Genomic DNA, 17,084 nt, shown 5'->3' on the forward strand with positions numbered 1-17,084 from the left:
CACATTCAGGATACAACTGGCACGGCCTGCGACCGACCAACTTCTGTTACTGCTTCGACCTGCTCTTTCACGTTAAACACGGCGACCAGTCCCGTAAGATGGTCCGCCTGATTCGCCAGCTCTCCGGTGGCGGCAGCCGCCTCCTCAACCAGCGAGGCGTTCTGCTGCGTCACCTGGTCCATCTGGCTCACCGCCTGGGCGACCTGCTCAATGCCCCGGCGCTGCTCGTCGGAGGCGGAGGCAATCTCGCCCATAATGTCGTTGACCCGGGTGACGGAGGTGACGATTTCCGTCATGGTTTGCGCAGCGATGTCCACCAGCGCCGACCCCTGCTGTACGCGGGTGACCGACTCTTCAATCAGCCCCTTAATCTCTTTCGCCGCGTTGGCGCTGCGGCTCGCCAGGCTGCGAACTTCCCCCGCGACCACGGCAAACCCGCGCCCCTGCTCGCCCGCCCGCGCGGCCTCAACCGCGGCGTTGAGCGCCAGAATGTTGGTCTGGAAGGCAATCCCGTCAATCACGCTGATAATGTCGCCAATTTTCTGCGAGCTGGCGGCAATCGCCTGCATGGTACTGGCCACGTGCGACGCCTGGTCGCCGCCCTTCTTCGCCGTCAGCGCCGCCTGCTTCGACAGGTCCGACGCCTGACGCGCGTTGTCGGCGTTCTGGCTCACCGTCGCGGTAAGCTGCTCCATGCTGGCCGCCGTCTGCGCCAGCGATGCCGCCTGCTGCTCGGTGCGCGAAGAAAGGTCGTTATTGCCCGCCGCAATCTCGGAAATGCCGGTGTGCATCGCGTAGCTGCCCTGACGCACGTTGCTGACCGTCTCGCGCAGCGCGCCCTGCATCGCCTTCAGGCTGGCAAAAATGGCGGAAATCTCGTTCTTGCCGTACACCGCCACCGGGCGCGCCAGGTTGCCCTTCGCAATGCTGTCAAAGTGGCTGCTGATAATCGCCAGCGGTTGCACAATCATCCGGCGCGACCAGAGCAGCGCGCCGCCGGTCAGCAGCGCGGCAAGGATCACCATCACGGCGAACACCACGCCCGACATGCGGTAGCTTTTGCGGCTGTCGTCACCCGCGCGCTGGACGAACTGGTTAATGTCCTGCTGCCAGGCGTCTAAACTGCCGTCAAACGCGGCCTGAGAGTCCTGCACCGGCGCGGTCAGAAAATCAGAAAGCTGGTTGTTCTCAAGCCAGGTGGCCTGATGCTCCAGATCCGTGTGCCACCGGGCATAGTTTTTCTCCATGGCGGCCTTTAGCGCCTTCCCTTTTTCACTCACCGCCTCCTGCGCGATAAACGCCTTAAACTGCGCGTCGGCCTGCTTCAGGCTGGTACGCGCCGTCGCCATCAGCCCCTTGATGTCGTCCGGCGGATAGCTCAGCGCGGTTAACGTCCCCGCCTTGTTCAGCGCGGTGCTTGCCTGCAGCAGCACGGCGCGCGTTTGCGCCAGCGCGGAGCGCTGCTGATTACTCGCCTCGACTTCCCGTAAGTTCTGATAACCATCGCGAAACGCCCAAAAAGACAACCCGTTACTGCCAACCTGCAATACCCCACACATAATCAGAATCAAAAACAGTGTGGTCGAGATACGAATACGATTTAACATCCACGCTCCCATCAAGCGGCAGCCGCCGCGGTTTAACAGTCAGTCAAAATGTTTCCCAGTTTTCTTCTTGTCCGGTCGCGGCATGGCGGGGGCCCGCTGCCGCTGGTGCGGAGGCCGGTTCGCGATACGCCGCCTGCGCGCTGGCCGCGTTAACGGTGGAGGTCAGGCGGAAGGCCGAGACGGCCTGCCTGAGCAGGCTCGCCTGTTCTTCCAGCGCGGCCGCCGCCGTCGCGGATTCCTGCACCAGCGCGGCGTTTTGCTGCGTCACGCGGTCCATTTCCGATACCGCCAGCGCGACCTGGTCGATACCCCGGCTCTGCTCGTCCGACGCAGAGGCGATTTCCCCCATGATGTCCGTCACCCGGGTCACGGCATTCACGATGTCATTCATGGTTTCGCCCGCGCTTTCCACCAGCACCGAGCCGGTATCCACGCGCGAGACGGAGTCTTCAATCAGCGCTTTAATTTCTTTCGCCGCGTTGGCGCTGCGGCTGGCGAGATTGCGCACTTCCCCCGCCACCACCGCAAAACCGCGCCCCTGCTCGCCCGCGCGCGCCGCTTCCACGGCAGCGTTGAGCGCGAGGATGTTGGTCTGGAAGGCGATGCCGTCAATGACGCTGATGATGTCGGCAATTTTCTTCGAGCTGTCGGCAATGTCGTGCATGGTTTTCACCACGCCGTCCACTACGCGTCCGCCGCGCTGCGCCGTGTCGGAAGCGCTTTCGGCAAGCTTAGAGGCCTGACGCGCGTTATCCGCATTCTGCTTCACGGTGGCGGTGAGCTGCTCCATGCTCGCCGCGGTCTCTTCGAGGGCGGAGGCCTGCTGCTCGGTGCGTGAAGAGAGGTCGTTGTTGCCCATCGCAATTTCGCTGGTGCCGGTGTAGATGGCGTCCGACCCGCTGCGCACGTTAGAGACGGTTTCCACCAGCGCGCGCTGCATATGATCGACGCTGCCGGCAAGCTCGGTAATTTCGTTGCGCCCGGACACCGCCAGCGTTTTGGTCAGGTCACCGCTGGCAATGTCGCGAATATGGGCAATGACGCGCCCCAGCGGGTTAAGCAGGATATGGCGAATGCCGTACCACACGCCCAGCAGCACGACGGCGAGGGCAATGGCCATCACCGCCATCTGCCATTTGGCGAAGCGATAGTCGTTCTGGCTTTGCGAAAAGGCGCTGTGGTAAAGCTGGCTGCTGGCGTTGGCGTACTCGCCCAGCGCCGCGCCGAGAGCGTTTTGCATTCCCTGCGTGGGCTGTGCGAAATAGCCGTCCATATTCCCACTCTCCAGGAACTGGATAAGCTCCGTCAGCCCGGCAAAGTAGGCGTTGTATTTTTCATCTATGCTGGCGCTTACCTGCGCCATGGCGGGCTGCGGAGCAATTTTTTTGAAGGCGTCGTAGTGTTTCGCGGCGTCGGCAAGCGTGGCGCGCGCGTTTTTCAGCAGATCGGTTTTGGCGCTGCTCTGCTGGTTCGCCGGGTCCATCATCATCCGCGCGGAGGAGCGGCTGAGGTTGATGCGCGTTTGCAGCATCAGGTCCCAGGTCGAGGTGAGTTCGCCCTGCTGCAGGCGCAGGTCGTTAGACGCGGCAAAGCTATCCTGATTCTGCTTAAGCGACGAGAAAAACAGCCCGCCGGAAATGAGCTGAAGAAGTGCGAAAATGACCAGCACCATCATCAGCAGGGTGACAACGCGTATACGGTTCAACATACAACACCTTCTTATAGGTTTATTAACGGTATTATCGGCACAGGCCACAGGAACTTTACATTTGCGAAAGGGAAAAGCGCGGGGTCAGAAGGCGACGTCAACGATCAGCGTGTCGCTGTAGGTTCCGGCAGGAGGGGTTGTCTGGCCGGTCAGCACTTTGGCGGTATAGTTGTAGGTGCGCAGCAGCCCGTCGGTGCTGACCTGCGACGAGGTGGCGCTGGTCCAGCGCTCCGCCCCGCTGCCGCCCCAGCGGTTGGTCGTGGCTTCTTTATAGATGTCGTAGCTCATCGCATTGCTGCCGCTCACCATGCGCCGCACGTTGTTCAGCGCGTTCGCGCCGTTGTTGATGCCGATGGTGTAGGTGCTGCCCTTGGTGCAGGTCACGGCAATCGCCTGCGAGACGGTAGGAAAGTTTTGCACCAGCGGCGCGCTGTTGAAGTTGATGTCCGGCGTGGTCATCGCGCTACAGTCGTTGGTTACGGTCAGATTGAGCAGGATGGTGGTGGTCGCCGTGCCGGTTTGCGGCGTCAGGCACAGCCCCGCCGCGCCCACCGCGCAGACGTTATAGTTGATGTTGAAGGTAAGTAGCACCTGATACGGCCCGGCGGTGACGTTTTGCCCGGCGACGGTCCTGAAGTAGAGCGGGATGTTGTACTGCTTTGAGCCGAGCAGCCCCAGCAGCGTGCTGCCGCCCCAGGTATAGGTCTTGCTGATTTGCACCTCGCTGCTGCTCGCGCAGCCGGAGAGGCCGCACAGCCGGGTGGGAATGACGTCAGGAACGGTGGCGTTATCGGTGCGCTTCATCGTGGCGCGGCCGTTGGCCGACACCGACGCCGCCGTGTAGGTGAGCGTGATGGAATCGTTGGTCAGCAGGTTGAGCACCGTATCGCAGGCCACCACCAGGGTGCCGGTGGTTTCCACCTCGCCGGTACCGCTCAGCGCAAAGGAGGTCACGCTGCCAAACGACGCGTTGACCGTGCTGACGGTGCAGGCGGCCCAGCTTCCGCCGGAGGCCAGCAGCAGCACCAGCAGCAGCAGGCGCCTCACGGGGCCTCCCGGCAGGTCAGCGGCCCGTAGGTTTGCAGCTTGTGCTCGGGGTTGGCCCCCACCGTCAGCGTCGCCTTGCACCGTTTTCCCTTCGGCGTGGCGATCTCCAGCGCGTTGACGTCGCTAAGGTTTTCCAGCCAGGCGATGCCGTCGTAGCCTACCACCGCGCTGGGGCGCGAGGCGCGACGCACCTGGCTGCCAACGGGGATCGCTTCGCCGTTCGCGTCATGCAGGATCACGCTGGCCACCCGCTCCTGCTCCATCGGGAAGTCCACCAGGTAACCGCTGTGGCGGCGGATAGCCACGCGCCGCTCGGTCTCTTTCAGCCGCGTGTCCGCGGGAAGATCCAGCGTATCAATGCTGTAGCTTGCCGGATAATAGGCCGATACGCCGCTGACCAGCAGGTAGCCGTTGCGGTTAGTTTTACCCACCGGCTGGTTTTCATAGCTCACCGGCACGTCCGGATGGCCGTCGGTGCTGATCACCACGAAGGCATCGTTGATTTTGTTGGCGGCAAACATTTCGCCGTCCATGAGAACCAGGGAGCCCATCGCCTCGCCCCACCAGGTCATCATGCCCTGCTCGCCGTAGCCGCCGCCCTGTAGCTCAACGTTGTTGTTGCGCCAGCCCAGCGTCCCCTGCTGGTAGTTGCTGGCGCGCGACTGGTTGGCCCACGCCATGTTCCAGCTAAAGCCGCCGTCGGACGGCATGGCGTGGTTATAGTTGATACGCTGGGTGTTGCCCGCGCTGGGGGTATTCTCAACGGTCACGGCGGCGCTGTCGCGCTCGCCAAACGGCACCTGAATAGAGAGCGCGACGGTCCAGTCGCCGCGCTGCTGGTCGCGGCTGCCGGCCACGTAAATATTGCTGGCCCCCCACAGGCTGCGGCTCCAGGAGAGGTTAAGCAGCTCGGTTTTCTGATTGTCGAAGCTTTCGACGCCGATCCAGGCCGCGCCGATGTTTCCGTACTGTCCGAGGTTAAAGGTCAGTGAATACTGATCGGTGTTGCGGCTCAGGCTGGCGATCGGGTCGTTGTTTTCATCATAGATCGTTGGCTGATCGTACAGCGCGAGGTTGCCAAACCCGCGGTCGCGCCGGCTGTGCTGGGTGGCGAGGCTAAAGGCGCTGGTGCTGTACTGATAGCCCCAGTTGACCTGGCCGCCGTCGTCTCCGCGCATCCGGCTGCGGGTGTAGGATGAATTGACGACGCCAAAGTGGCCAAGCTTAACGACGCCGCCCGCGCCGCCGAGCGCCAGCTCCTCCGCCGCTTCGCTGTGCCCTTCCAGCGTTAGCCAGTCCGTCAGCCCGTAGCGATACGACCCGCTCGCCGCCGCCGGGCCGTAGTCGAAATTGTCTATGCCGTAGTTTCGCCGCAGGCTCCCAAGGGTAACGGCCCCGTCGCTCAGCCCCGCCTTCAGCAGATCGCTGGTGACGTAAAACGGCAGCGTGGTGCTGACCTGACGGCCCAGCGCGTCGGTGGTGACCAGGACGGCGTCGCCCGCGCCGTTGATGTAAGGCAGGTTGGTCAGCGTAAACGGCCCCGGCTGAAGCTGCGTTGAGCCGGAGCGGTAGCCGTTGATAAACAGATCGACCGACGTCGGCACCGCCGCGTCACCGGAAAACTCCGGCAGCGGCCAGGTCACCAGATCCGGTCGCAGGGAGAAATCGCGCCCGTAGCTGATGCCGCCCATGCGCACGCTGGAGCTCCAGCTTAGCGCATCGCTGATCACGTCCCCCGCGCTCCAGGTCACGGCATCGTCTTCGTTGGTGATCAGCAGCGTGGTGTCGTAACGTACGTACCCCTCCTGCTGCCCCTGGCTGCCGGTAAAGTTTTGACGCACGTAGCCGGTTGAGGAGAGCGAGCCGCTTTCGTTGAAGTAGCGAAACTCATGCCACAGGGACGCCTGTCCGCCGACGTGCTCGGTATGGTTGGTATAGAAATCGTAATTTAGCAGCGCCCCGGTGCCGAAGTGGGGCTTGCTTTGGGCGGTTTGTCCGTTAAAGGAGGTCACGCGGGAGGCCACCCAGTCGCGGGGGACGGTCAACAGCAGGCGCTGCGCGGTGCTGTCATACTCCACCCGCACGGGCGATAGCGTGGAAAGATTGACCTCTCCGGCAGGAATATGCTCCGGCGGCAGCCCGGCGCGCAGCAGGTCGGCGCTGGAGATAAAGAATGCGCCGTCGCGCTGCGTAACGGGCACCACCAGCCCCGTATCGTAGTGGTTCAGCACGATGGCGAGCTGGAAAACGGCCTCGCCGTTCATCGCCTGCGCGCCCGGCGGCGGCGGTAAGCTGTCGTCGCCGCTTTCGGCCCAGGCACTCGTACTGACGCAGAGCAGGATCATCATCGCCGGCTTCAGTTGACGGGGGGCGACTGCCATAGCGTATCCCTGGCATTAATTTGCGCACTTAGCTGGCTGGGCTGGCGGATCCCGGCGGGTATCGGCCAGCGGCGGGTGCTGTCCGGCAGGACATAGCCGAGCAGCCCCTCGGCCACCGTGCGCGTCTGCCCGTTCTGCGTGAGCGACACCTGGCTCAGCTTAACGTGGACATCCCCCTGGTTGCGGACCTCCAGCACCGGATGACCGTCCTCCTGCGCCACCCGCCAGCTCAGATTTCGGGTGTCCACCAGCGCGTGGTGCGCCCCCTCTTTTAGGGTTTCGATCCCCTGCCCGTACGCGAACAGCGGAATGGAGTAGCGCATCTGGAGCTTGAGGCCGATAGCGGGCTCGGCCGTGGACGCGGGCTGGGGGATCTCATCCACGATAATGCGGTAGGCCTGTTCAACGCCGGGCGCAACGTTGCCCTGCTTGATCAGCCGGATAAGCTGCTTGGCCCCTTTATCGATGGTGACGATCGGCGGGCTGGCCACCACCTCCTGCTGGGCGGCGTAGCGCTCGAAGCCATTTTCCTGGCGCCAGCGCACGATGCGCACCTGCATCGTCGTGGCGGCGTTGCCCTGGTTCTGGATCCACAGCTCCGTGGCCCGGGTGTCCGGCGCGAGCCAGGGATCGATGGGCCACAGGAGGATCGTCGCGGCGGCGTGCGCATAGCTCGTTGCCCCTAGCGCGCCTATCAGGCAGACGGATGTGAAGGATGGCTTCATGAACGTTCTCCCTTAATCACCATGACAAGGTCACGGTGAGCTGATCTGAATACGTGCCTGCGGGGCTAAACCCCGTCAGGAGCGCGACGCCAAACAGAGGCAGCGCAATATTGTTGCTGTTGGTATAGGTCACGGCCACCGGCTGGTTAACCCCGATTTCGCTGTTCGCCGCCAGCGAGCTATTGCTGTAAAGCCGATACCCCACCACGCTGGTTCCGCCCGCTATCTGCATGCGCCGCACGGAGGAGTAATACTTCCCGCCGTCAATGCTCATGCTGAGTGCCACGCCCGGCGTGCAGGCAATCGACAGCGCGCCGTTGGGCACAAAGCTGGTGCTGACCGGCGCGCTTTCCACGCCCGTATGCGTGCCAAAGTTAAGCGTGCCTAAAATCCCCCCGGTTCCGGCCGTGACCGAGCAGCCCGGAACGATCGTCGCGCTGACCTTAAACGACTGCGACGTCACCGCTCCGGCCGGAGGCATCATCACGATTGCCGCCGCCAGGAGAAAAAAAGGGTGTACGCGTCCCTCCGCGCCGCGGCGCAGACCTGCAAAAAGTGCCTTCATGGCAGGCGCGGGACTAGTAGTTCACGCTAACGTTGATGGTGTCGGTGTAGGTCCCCGGTAATACGCTCACGCTGTTGCCGCCGCCCGTTATACGCCCGTAAAGGGTATAGCTATCGACGCCGTTGGCCGTAGAGGCGATCGGCAGCGCCGCGTTATTGGCAACAACGTTGTTAAAACCGCTGTCGCTATAGAGGCTATACGCCACGCCGCGGGTGGTGCTGGTCGTATTGATCAGATAGCGTGCCGGCGTCCCCGGCGTTCCCGCGACGGTGCCGGGCGCGGTGGTGTTGGTGTTGCCGGTAACCGCGACCGTGTAGCTGGCGGTGGTACACTGGATCGTAAAGGTGTTACCGCCGCTGGCGCCGGTGAGCTGGGTCGTCAGCGTGGAGAAGGTTGCGGGGTGAGTGCCAAAGTCCAGGGTCCCGAAGTTGATGCCGTTTTGCGACGGCGAGCCGTTAATCAGGCAGCCGTTCGTCAGCGTCAGCGTGACGCCGATAGAGCCGCTGCTGGTGACCGCCTGCGCCTGCATCGCCAGGCCGCCGGACAGCAGAGCGCCAGCGCAAATCAAAAGACGTTGTCGTTTCATTTACCACCCTCCAGAAGAAGTTTCCGTTCGCTTTCCACATTTTATTTATACTGCTCAATATGTTAGCCCCGCTTAACTCTCCTTCGAGGGGGTTATGGAGAATTTAGTTTATGGAGATGACTTCAACCACTTCCCACGCTTGCCCTACAACTTTCACCGTATTGACGCCAGAATTTGATTTAAATCAAATAATTAACCTCTTAAACCGGCATGTTTACCTTGCAGGCGCAGACGATATATCTCATGAAACGTGATAAGCATCACAATATATCCTCACCCGGTAAGCAACAAAACTAATAAAAATTAAAAACAAGTTGTAACCCACCCCGCTTTACTTCAATTTATATGATGAATAAATCACTGCGTTTAAATAATAAATGTGCATGTATTAGCGCAGATGAAATCTTACGCGCATCAGAGGATCTTTTTTTCGTGGCAAGTGCAAACAAACTCACTCTCTTCATCGTGATATTTATGCTGGCGGGCATTCTTTCCGGGGCGGCGATTCACGAATATGCCTCGCAGGAAGCGATTAAAGGCTGGTCGGAAAATATTACCCTCCTGACGGATATCTTCCTTCGGCTGATCAAGATGGTGATCGCCCCGCTGGTGTTTAGCACGCTGACGGTAGGGATTATGAAGCTTGGCGAAACCTCGACCATTGGCCGCGTCGGCGGCAAGGCGATGGTGTGGTTTATCAGCTCATCGGTACTGTCGATCCTGGTCGGGCTTTTTATCGTCACCCTTGAACAGCCGGGCAGCGGCCTGAACCTGACCATTCCAACGGAGTCCGTAGAGACCGGGCTTGCCGTGGGCGGCATGACTCTGAAGGGCTTTTTATCCCATACCATCCCCACCAGCATCGTGGGGGCAATGGCCGATAACGAGATCCTGCAAATCGTGGTGTTCTCGATGTTCTTCGGCATTGGCGGCGCATCGCTGGGCGAAAAGTTCAACGCGCCGCTCGTTGCTGCGCTCGACGTGGTGTCGCACATTATGCTGAAGGTGACCGGCTACGTGATGTACGTTGCGCCGCTGGCGATATTCGCCGCCATTTCGTCGGTTATCGCCACGCAGGGGCTGGGCATTCTGCTTAACTACGCCTCGTTTATTGGCGGATATTATGCGGCCATTATCCTCACCTGCCTGGTGCTGCTGGCGGTCGGCTACATGGTGCTGAAGCGCGAGATTTTCCGCCTGGTCAGCATGCTGAAAGATCCGGTGCTGGTCGCGTTTACCACCAGCAGTTCAGAAGCGGCCTACCCGAAAACGCTGGAGCAGCTCGTGCGCTTCGGCTGCTCGCGCAACATCGTGTCGTTCGTACTGCCGATCGGCTACTCCTTTAACCTGGTCGGTTCGATGGTGTACTGCTCGTTTGCCTCAATGTTCATCGCCCAGGCGTACAACATTCACCTGAGCTTTACCGAGGTGGCGGTACTGATGCTGACCCTGATGCTGGCGTCTAAGGGGATCGCGGGCGTGCCGCGTTCGGCGCTGGTGGTGCTGGCGGCCACCATTCCGAGCTTTAATATTCCGGTGGCGGGCATTTTGCTGCTGATGGGTATCGATCATTTCCTCGACATGGGCCGCTCGGCGATTAACGTGCTGGGAAATGGGATTGCGACGGCGATGCTGGCGCAGAATGAGGGGCTGCTGGAGGAAGGCGCGGAGCTGGTGGAGCAGGAGGCGTAGACGCTTTAAGCGGGGTGCGGCCTGATGCCCTCACCCCGGCCCTCTCCCACAGGGAGAGGGAGAATGGGGAGCCCTCAGCCCACAGGGAGCGGGCGCAAACATTAAAAACGGCAACCCGGTTGCCGTTTTGCATTTACTTACGCGACGTGGCTCGCCGCGATATCCAGCAGCGCCATCTCGTCGCTGTTCAGCAGCTTCTCAATGTTCACCAGAATCAGCATGCGTTCGCCCAGCGCGCCAAGCCCCGTCAGGTACTCGGTCGACAGAGTGACCGCGAACTCCGGCGCGGGACGGATTTGATCGGCGGTCAGGGACAGCACGTCCGAAACGCCGTCAACCACAATCCCCACCACGCGCTGGCCCAGGTTGAGCACAATCACCACGGTATTGTCGTTATAGTCGACGTCGCCCTGGCTGAACTTCACGCGCAGGTCAACGATAGGCACGATCACGCCGCGCAGGTTGGTGACGCCCTTGATAAAGGCCGGGGTGTTCGCAATGCGCGTTACCTGATCGTAACCGCGAATTTCCTGCACCTTCAGGATGTCGATTCCGTACTCTTCGTCACCCAAAGTAAAGACCAGGAACTCTTGTCCTGATGGCTCGCCCGCCAGCTTCGTTACGTTACTCATACCGGTCATGTTATTACCTTTTACTTAATCAGGCGGCGGTGCACGCCACACGTTGTTCACGATTTAATCCCTGCAGCGCCGAGACGTCCACGATCAGCGCGACGCTACCGTCACCGAGAATGGTCGCCGCAGAAATGCCCGGCACCTTGCGGTAGTTGCTTTCAAGGTTCTTGACCACCACCTGGTGCTGGCCAATCAGCTGGTCAACCAGCAGCGCGTAACGGCGGCCCGCGCTTTGCAGGATCACCACGATGCCCTGGGTCGCTTCGGTTTTTGCCCCGTCCACTTCAAAGACTTTCCACAGCTCGACCAGCGGCAGGTATTCGCCCCGCACTTCGAGCACGCGCTCGCCGCCCGCCAGCGGATGCAGGTCTTCCTCGCGCGGCTGCAGCGATTCCATCACCGCGTTCAGCGGCAGAATGAAGACCTCGTCAGCGACCTTAACGGACATGCCGTCGAGGATCGCCAGCGTCAGCGGGAGCAGAATGCGAATGGTGGTGCCGGCGCCCTGCTTTGATTTGATCTCAACGTGGCCGCCCATCTCCTGGATGTTACGTTTCACCACGTCCATGCCCACGCCGCGCCCGGACACGTCGGTCACCTGCTCGGCGGTGGAGAAGCCCGGCGCGAAGATCAGCATGCCGACCTCTTCGTCGGTCATGTTTTCGTTGACCGCCATGCCCTGCGACATCGCCTTCGCCAGGATGCGCTCGCGGTTGAGGCCCGCGCCGTCGTCGGTCACTTCAATGCAGATATTTCCGCCCTGATGTTCCGCAGACAAAATCAGGTTGCCGACCGGGGATTTCCCGGCCGCCACGCGGTTTTCCGGCAGTTCAATACCGTGGTCGAGGCTGTTGCGCACGAGGTGCGTTAGCGGATCGATAATGCGCTCGATCAGGCTCTTATCCAGCTCGGTGGAGCTGCCCATCAGCGTTAGCTCAATCTGCTTGTTAAGCTTTCCGGCCAGATCGCGCACCAGGCGCGGGAAGCGGCTAAAGACGTACTCCATCGGCATCATGCGGATCGACATCACCGATTCCTGCAGGTCGCGGGCGTTACGCTGTAACTGGCCCATGCTGGTAATGAGATCGCCGTGGGTCACCGGGTCCAGCTCGTTGGAGCGCTGGGCCAGCATCGACTGGGTGATCACCAGCTCGCCGACCAGGTTAATCAGCTGGTCAACCTTCTCAACCGCCACGCGGATGCTGGTGGACTCGCTGGCGCGCGCCGCGGGCTTTTCGGCCCGAACGGGCGCGGGCGTCTCTTTCGGCACGGCCTTGAGCACCGGCGCGGCCGGCGCAGCAGCAGGCTCTTCCACCGCGACCGGCACCGCTTCACATACCGTTTCGGTTTCAAACGCGATCTGATCTGCTTCGATCACGAAGCACAGCACGGCCACGATGTCGTCTTCGCTAATCCCGTCGTCCAGCGTGGCGGCCAGGCTGTCTTTGCCCTTGACCACGTTGCTCAGCGTCGCAAGGTTACCCAGCTCCTCTTCAAGCAGGCTGACCTCGCTCTCTTTCAGACGAGACAGCACCACGCGCAGCTTGCCCGCCTGCGCGGGGGCAGGCGCCGCGTCCTGAACGTCAACCTCGCCCACAACGCTCAGAGTGGCCGCCGGGACGGCCACTTCACCCTTGGCTTCCAGCGCAAGCTGGCGCAACGCGTTGCAGATGTATTCAAAGCTGGCGGCATCAGGCTCTGCCGAGCTTTTATAGGCGTCGAGCTGTTCCTGCATAATATCTTTGGTTTCCAAAAACAGGTTAATAATGTCGGTATTGAGCTGCATCTCACCGCGTCGTGCTTCATCAAGCAGGTTTTCCATCAGGTGCGTGGTTTCCTGCAGGACGGTAAATCCAAACGTCCCCGCGCCGCCCTTAATCGAATGCGCCGCGCGGAAAATGGCATTGAGCTGCTCGGAATCCGGCGCTTCGGGCACCAGGTCCAGCAGGTGTTGCTCCATATCGGCCAACAGTTCGTCGGCTTCATCAAAGAATGTCTGATAAAAATCGCTAATATCCATGCTCACGCTATCACCTCGGATTGGCTGGTGGCGATGTTGGAACGGCAGCCGAAGGCACGGCCCCAGGCTGTTTTAAATCGTCCAGTGACTCATTCTGACTTTCGGCGTTTTCGTGCAGGATGGCCTGCTCCGCCTGCTGGTTCAGCACTAATAGACTGATACGACGGTTGATGGCATCATCCGGCCCGCGGTCGGAGACACGCATAGTCGCCGCCATGCCGACCACGCGCAGAACCTTGCCATCATCAAGCCCACCCGCCACCAGCTCGCGACGCGAGGCGTTGGCGCGATCGGCAGAAAGCTCCCAGTTGCTGTAGCCTTTCTCTCCGTTGGCATACGGGAAATCATCCGTGTGGCCGGACAGGCTGATGCGGTTTGGAATGCCGTTCAGCACCGGCGCAATGCCGCGCAATATGTCGCGCATGTACGGCTCAACCTCCGCGCTGCCGGTTTTAAACATCGGGCGGTTCTGGCTATCGATAATCTGGATACGCAGCCCTTCCTGCACGAGGTCAATCTTCAGGTGCGGGCGCAGCGCGCGCAGCTTCGGATCGGCCTCAATCAGCTGGTCCAGATCGCCGCGCAGCTTCTTCAGGCGCGCCTGCTCCATCCGCTTTTTCAGCTCGTCGATGTTGGGCTCTTTTTTCACCTCACCCTTCTGCTGAGTGTAGTCATCGCCGCCGCCGGGGATCGGGCTGTCGCTGTTGGAGATGCGCTGCCCGCCGGTCACCGCCGTCGCCAGCGGCGTTCTGAAATATTCCGCGATCTGGATAAGCTCCTTCGGGCTGGAGATGGAAATCAGCCACATCACCAGGAAGAAGGCCATCATGGCGGTCATAAAGTCGGCGTAGGCAATTTTCCAGGAGCCGTGCGCGCCGTGGCCGTGCCCCTTATGCTTGCGCTTTTTTACGATGACGATCGGATGGGACTGGTTTTTCATGCGTCCTCAGTGGTCGTCTGTTGGTTTGGGTTTTTCACCGCGCGCACGTGTTCCTCCAGTTCGATAAACGAAGGACGCTCGCTGGAATAGAGGGTTTTACGACCAAACTCAACGGCAATCGGCGGTGCATAGCCGTTCAGGTTTGAGAGCAGCGTGATCTTCACGCACTGCATCATCTTGGTGGTTTCCGCGCTTTTCTGGCGCAGAACGCTGGCCAGCGGAGAGATAAAACCGTAGGCCAGCAAAATGCCGAGGAACGTCCCCACCATCGCGTGGGCAATCAGCGCGCCCAGCTCTGCCGCCGGGCGATCCGCCGAGGCCAGGGCGTGAACGACCCCCATCACCGCCGCCACGATGCCGAACGCCGGGAGCGAGTCACCCACCAGCGCAAGGCTGTTGGCCGGCACTTCGGATTCGCTTTCGTGAGTTTCAATCTCTTCATCCATCAGCGCTTCGATTTCGAAGGTGTTCATATTGCCGCTGATGATGAGGCGCAGGTAGTCAACGATAAAGTCGAGCATCATGGCATCCGCAAGAATGCGCGGATAGCTGGCGAAAATTTCGCTCTCTTTGGGGTTCTCAATGTCTCGCTCCAGCGAGAACATTCCCTGCTGACGCGACTTCGCCATCAGGCGATAGAGCAGCGCCAGCAGATCCATATACATGCTTTTGGTGTATTTCGAACGGCGGAACAGCAACGGAATTGCTTTCAGCGTGCCCTTGATCGATTTACCGTTATTGCCAACGATAAATGCCCCTACCCCTGCGCCGCCGATGATAATAAGTTCAGCCGGTTGATAGAGTGCTCCAAGGTGCCCGCCGGTCATCATGTAACCGCCGAAAACTGTACCGAGAACTACCAGGTAACCTAATAAGATAAGCACGACATCATCCTTCCGCTAGTGACTAAGGCAGGACGTTCAGGCCGACGCGTTTCCCGGTTTGCAGGGTAAAAAAAAGCAGCGGTAATCGCTTACCGCTGCTGGAATCTTGCCCACGCGTTCGGGTTAAACAGCTTGTTCGATCTGTTCATCCAGCAGTTGTGGAATAATATCGGCAGCATCCCGGGAAAGTTTACGTCTTTTTACTGCACGGGATGGAGGCTGGCATAAACTACAGGCGAAGCTGCCAGCAGGCTGATGAGCATGGGTAATAAAATTGCCGTCACAGCTGTTGCAGCGCGACAATTCAAGCATCCCACTTTCAACAAAACGCACCAGCGTCCATGCGCGGGTTAGCGCCAGCAGAGGGCCTTCTTCCTGCTGTGGGCATTGCTCAAGGTAAAGTTTGTAGGCTTTGATCACGGCATCAACGCCGCTGCACAATCCCGTTTTCAGCAGATACTGCCAGGCGTTACAGAACATCGATGCATGAATATTCTGCTCCCACGTCATGAACCAGTCGGTTGAAAACGGCAGCATGCCTTTTGGCGGAGGGCTGCCCCGCAGTTCTTTATACAGCTTGATGAGACGGCCACGGCTCAGCTGCGTCTCACTTTCCAGCATTTGCAAACGCGCACCCAGGGTGATGAGCTCCATCGCCAGCTGGATGTCTCTTGCTTCCTGAACAATGCTTTTTTCGCTCATGATTAAGCCCTTTTTTTCCGGGCTGCGTCATCTGGCTGGCTTATCTCACTAAGCAGGCGAGTCGAGAGCAGAATACCGGTATGGATCTGTTGAAGATCGTCAACGCGGGATTCCTGGGTCAAACGCGTGATGGTCTGGGCATTATCAAAGCGGAACTGGCAAACGAGTTGATTGGTTTCAGCCAGTTTTACCATTTGTGGGAGTGTTAATCCGCCAAGCATGGTTGCCATTTCTTCGTTAATGCCGAGACGAAACATCGCGGACGCCTTGTCCTGACTTATCAAACGCTGCGCGAGCAGTAAATATGACAAGTTGATGTCATAAATATGTTTTAGCAACTCGGATGTATGCATTTTTCCCATCCCGAATAACCAACTATTATTTTTATGCGGAAAGACCGCACCCCGTGATGTCGCCGGGAAATCACCCGGTATAAAAAAGAAAAGGCCAAATGCATAGTTGAATTAAGATTTGTATGCAGCAAAACGCGCAACGGTCGACACGCAGGTGTGACGCTTACACGCTTTATCATTTCTTACAAATAACTAAGATTTTTCCTAATTCGCCGCAAACTCTACTCGTCAGTTTTGACACATACAATGCAGCCCTCCCTGAATTTTAAAAAAAATGTGATCTCCGTCACATAATTATGGAGAATATATCCAATTAATCCATCAGCGCGACTTGTTGTTTGGTTATTTTGCATACAATCTGGCGCAGTATATATTCTGACAGGCCGAATACTCATGCATAGGCATGAAGAAAAGCGGCACGGGAATTGCCGGCTGGGTTCACAGATTGGCAGAGGGGCTTTAAAGACGAAACGGCTGAAAAGGCAGGTTTTAACCGTGTTAAAAAACAGAGAGTTATCATATTAACCCTGCAACATACTCCCGCATCGTGATCATTCCATTTGCGTTAATAACGCGTTAAAATCAATTAGTGATTGTGACCAAGATTCGTGAGATTTGCGTTAAGTTGTTAATGTTTGTGATTCAGACAAACTTTTGCATTATTCCTCTTATAAGAATAATTAATGAATAATTATGATAAGCTTCACACTAATGTCGCATTGCCCTCTTGCAGAAGCCGATAATTCGCGGTAAAGCTGAAAAAACGTTGTCACGACGACATCTCAGGAGCGCGCGATGAGCTACGCCCATGTTCTTGTTTCAGTTGCCCTTTCCCCCGAAAGCCACCAGCTCGTTGCCCGAGCGGTTTCTATCGCCGGTCCAACCAACGCCCGCATCAGCCTGATCACACTGGCCGCCGAACCGGAAATGTATAATCAGCTGGCTGCGCCGATGCTGGAAGATATTCGTGGCGTTTTGCAGGAGGAAACCCAGCAGTTTTTGCGCGAACTCGTCGAACGCGCAAATTATCCTATTCACCAGACGGTGATCGCGACCGGGGAATTAAGCGAGCATATTCTCGATATGTGTCACAAACAGAATATTGATCTGGTTATTTGCGGGAATCATAACCAGAGCTTCTTTTCGCGCGCGGCCTGTTCGGCAAAATCCATCGTTGCGTCAAGCAAAGTCGACGTACTGCTGGTTCCGCTCGGGGGCAAATAATGCCCCCGTGGCAAA

The 17,084-nt window shown here is 59.0% G+C and carries 15 protein-coding genes; 2 read left to right on the top strand and 13 right to left on the bottom strand.

The window, feature by feature from the left end; genetic code table 11:
- Positions 1–5: 5 nt before the first annotated feature.
- The 7 genes from tap to V1599_RS15810 form a co-directional block, all read right to left on the bottom strand.
- Positions 6–1,607, bottom strand: a complete 1,602-nt coding sequence (gene tap, locus V1599_RS15780; RefSeq protein ID WP_395300393.1) for a methyl-accepting chemotaxis protein IV — start codon at positions 1,605–1,607, stop codon at positions 6–8.
- Positions 1,608–1,650: 43 nt separating this feature from the next.
- Positions 1,651–3,315, bottom strand: a complete 1,665-nt coding sequence (gene tar, locus V1599_RS15785) for a methyl-accepting chemotaxis protein II (protein ID WP_395300394.1) — start codon at positions 3,313–3,315, stop codon at positions 1,651–1,653.
- Between the two features lie 84 nt (positions 3,316–3,399).
- Positions 3,400–4,362, bottom strand: coding sequence for a spore coat U domain-containing protein (locus V1599_RS15790; protein ID WP_297120325.1), 963 nt, complete (start codon positions 4,360–4,362; stop codon positions 3,400–3,402).
- Positions 4,359–6,743 carry a fimbria/pilus outer membrane usher protein gene (locus V1599_RS15795; protein ID WP_395300395.1) on the bottom strand — a complete coding sequence of 795 codons (2,385 nt, stop codon included), beginning with the start codon at positions 6,741–6,743 and terminating at the stop codon, positions 4,359–4,361. The genes V1599_RS15790 and V1599_RS15795 overlap by 4 nt, the downstream gene beginning before the upstream one ends.
- Positions 6,719–7,468 carry a molecular chaperone gene (locus V1599_RS15800; RefSeq protein WP_395300396.1) on the bottom strand — a complete coding sequence of 250 codons (750 nt, stop codon included), beginning with the start codon at positions 7,466–7,468 and terminating at the stop codon, positions 6,719–6,721. The genes V1599_RS15795 and V1599_RS15800 overlap by 25 nt, the downstream gene beginning before the upstream one ends.
- 16 nt (positions 7,469–7,484) lie before the next feature.
- Positions 7,485–8,033 carry a spore coat U domain-containing protein gene (locus tag V1599_RS15805; protein WP_112010697.1) on the bottom strand — a complete coding sequence of 183 codons (549 nt, stop codon included), beginning with the start codon at positions 8,031–8,033 and terminating at the stop codon, positions 7,485–7,487.
- A 13-nt stretch (positions 8,034–8,046) separates the two neighbouring features.
- Entirely contained in the window at positions 8,047–8,619 is a 573-nt protein-coding gene (locus V1599_RS15810) for a spore coat protein U domain-containing protein (RefSeq protein WP_112010696.1), read from the bottom strand.
- 432 nt (positions 8,620–9,051) lie between these two features.
- Between V1599_RS15810 and V1599_RS15815 the strand changes: the two genes are divergently transcribed.
- Positions 9,052–10,311: a dicarboxylate/amino acid:cation symporter gene (locus V1599_RS15815; RefSeq protein WP_112010695.1), complete on the top strand. Its 1,260-nt coding sequence runs from the start codon at positions 9,052–9,054 to the stop codon at positions 10,309–10,311.
- A 137-nt stretch (positions 10,312–10,448) separates the two neighbouring features.
- On the opposite strand, the gene cheW is transcribed toward V1599_RS15815, so the two are convergent.
- The 6 genes from cheW to flhD form a co-directional block, all read right to left on the bottom strand.
- Entirely contained in the window at positions 10,449–10,952 is a 504-nt protein-coding gene (gene cheW / locus V1599_RS15820; protein ID WP_112010694.1) for a chemotaxis protein CheW, read from the bottom strand.
- 19 nt (positions 10,953–10,971) lie between these two features.
- On the bottom strand, positions 10,972–12,972 hold the full coding sequence (gene cheA / locus V1599_RS15825) for a chemotaxis protein CheA (RefSeq protein ID WP_112010693.1): 2,001 nt from the start codon (positions 12,970–12,972) through the stop codon (positions 10,972–10,974).
- Positions 12,973–12,976: 4 nt separating this feature from the next.
- Positions 12,977–13,906 carry a flagellar motor protein MotB gene (motB, locus tag V1599_RS15830; protein ID WP_297120309.1) on the bottom strand — a complete coding sequence of 310 codons (930 nt, stop codon included), beginning with the start codon at positions 13,904–13,906 and terminating at the stop codon, positions 12,977–12,979.
- On the bottom strand, positions 13,903–14,790 hold the full coding sequence (gene motA / locus V1599_RS15835) for a flagellar motor stator protein MotA (RefSeq protein ID WP_008500417.1): 888 nt from the start codon (positions 14,788–14,790) through the stop codon (positions 13,903–13,905). Before motA ends, motB begins: the two co-directional genes overlap by 4 nt.
- Before the next feature lie 123 nt (positions 14,791–14,913).
- Positions 14,914–15,492 carry a flagellar transcriptional regulator FlhC gene (gene flhC / locus V1599_RS15840; protein ID WP_112010691.1) on the bottom strand — a complete coding sequence of 193 codons (579 nt, stop codon included), beginning with the start codon at positions 15,490–15,492 and terminating at the stop codon, positions 14,914–14,916.
- A 2-nt stretch (positions 15,493–15,494) separates the two neighbouring features.
- On the bottom strand, positions 15,495–15,845 hold the full coding sequence (gene flhD / locus V1599_RS15845) for a flagellar transcriptional regulator FlhD (RefSeq protein WP_181573207.1): 351 nt from the start codon (positions 15,843–15,845) through the stop codon (positions 15,495–15,497).
- Between the two features lie 795 nt (positions 15,846–16,640).
- Here flhD and uspC point away from each other — a divergent pair.
- Complete coding sequence (uspC, locus tag V1599_RS15850; RefSeq protein WP_297120301.1) at positions 16,641–17,069, top strand: universal stress protein UspC; 429 nt, start codon at positions 16,641–16,643, stop codon at positions 17,067–17,069.
- Positions 17,070–17,084: the final 15 nt, after the last annotated feature.

This window comes from Enterobacter sp. ECC-175, assembly GCF_043968675.1.
Taxonomy (GTDB): domain Bacteria; phylum Pseudomonadota; class Gammaproteobacteria; order Enterobacterales; family Enterobacteriaceae; genus Enterobacter.

Coding starts and splice junctions, on each gene's coding strand:
- flhC (WP_112010691.1), bottom strand. CDS start 15,492: ATGAGCGAAAAAAGCATTGTTCAGGAAGCAAGAGACATCCAGCTGGCG.
- tap (WP_395300393.1), bottom strand. CDS start 1,607: ATGTTAAATCGTATTCGTATCTCGACCACACTGTTTTTGATTCTGATT.
- motB (WP_297120309.1), bottom strand. CDS start 13,906: ATGAAAAACCAGTCCCATCCGATCGTCATCGTAAAAAAGCGCAAGCAT.
- uspC (WP_297120301.1), top strand. CDS start 16,641: ATGAGCTACGCCCATGTTCTTGTTTCAGTTGCCCTTTCCCCCGAAAGC.
- V1599_RS15805 (WP_112010697.1), bottom strand. CDS start 8,033: ATGAAGGCACTTTTTGCAGGTCTGCGCCGCGGCGCGGAGGGACGCGTA.
- cheW (WP_112010694.1), bottom strand. CDS start 10,952: ATGACCGGTATGAGTAACGTAACGAAGCTGGCGGGCGAGCCATCAGGA.
- tar (WP_395300394.1), bottom strand. CDS start 3,315: ATGTTGAACCGTATACGCGTTGTCACCCTGCTGATGATGGTGCTGGTC.
- V1599_RS15800 (WP_395300396.1), bottom strand. CDS start 7,468: ATGAAGCCATCCTTCACATCCGTCTGCCTGATAGGCGCGCTAGGGGCA.
- V1599_RS15795 (WP_395300395.1), bottom strand. CDS start 6,743: ATGGCAGTCGCCCCCCGTCAACTGAAGCCGGCGATGATGATCCTGCTC.
- flhD (WP_181573207.1), bottom strand. CDS start 15,845: ATGCATACATCCGAGTTGCTAAAACATATTTATGACATCAACTTGTCA.
- V1599_RS15810 (WP_112010696.1), bottom strand. CDS start 8,619: ATGAAACGACAACGTCTTTTGATTTGCGCTGGCGCTCTGCTGTCCGGC.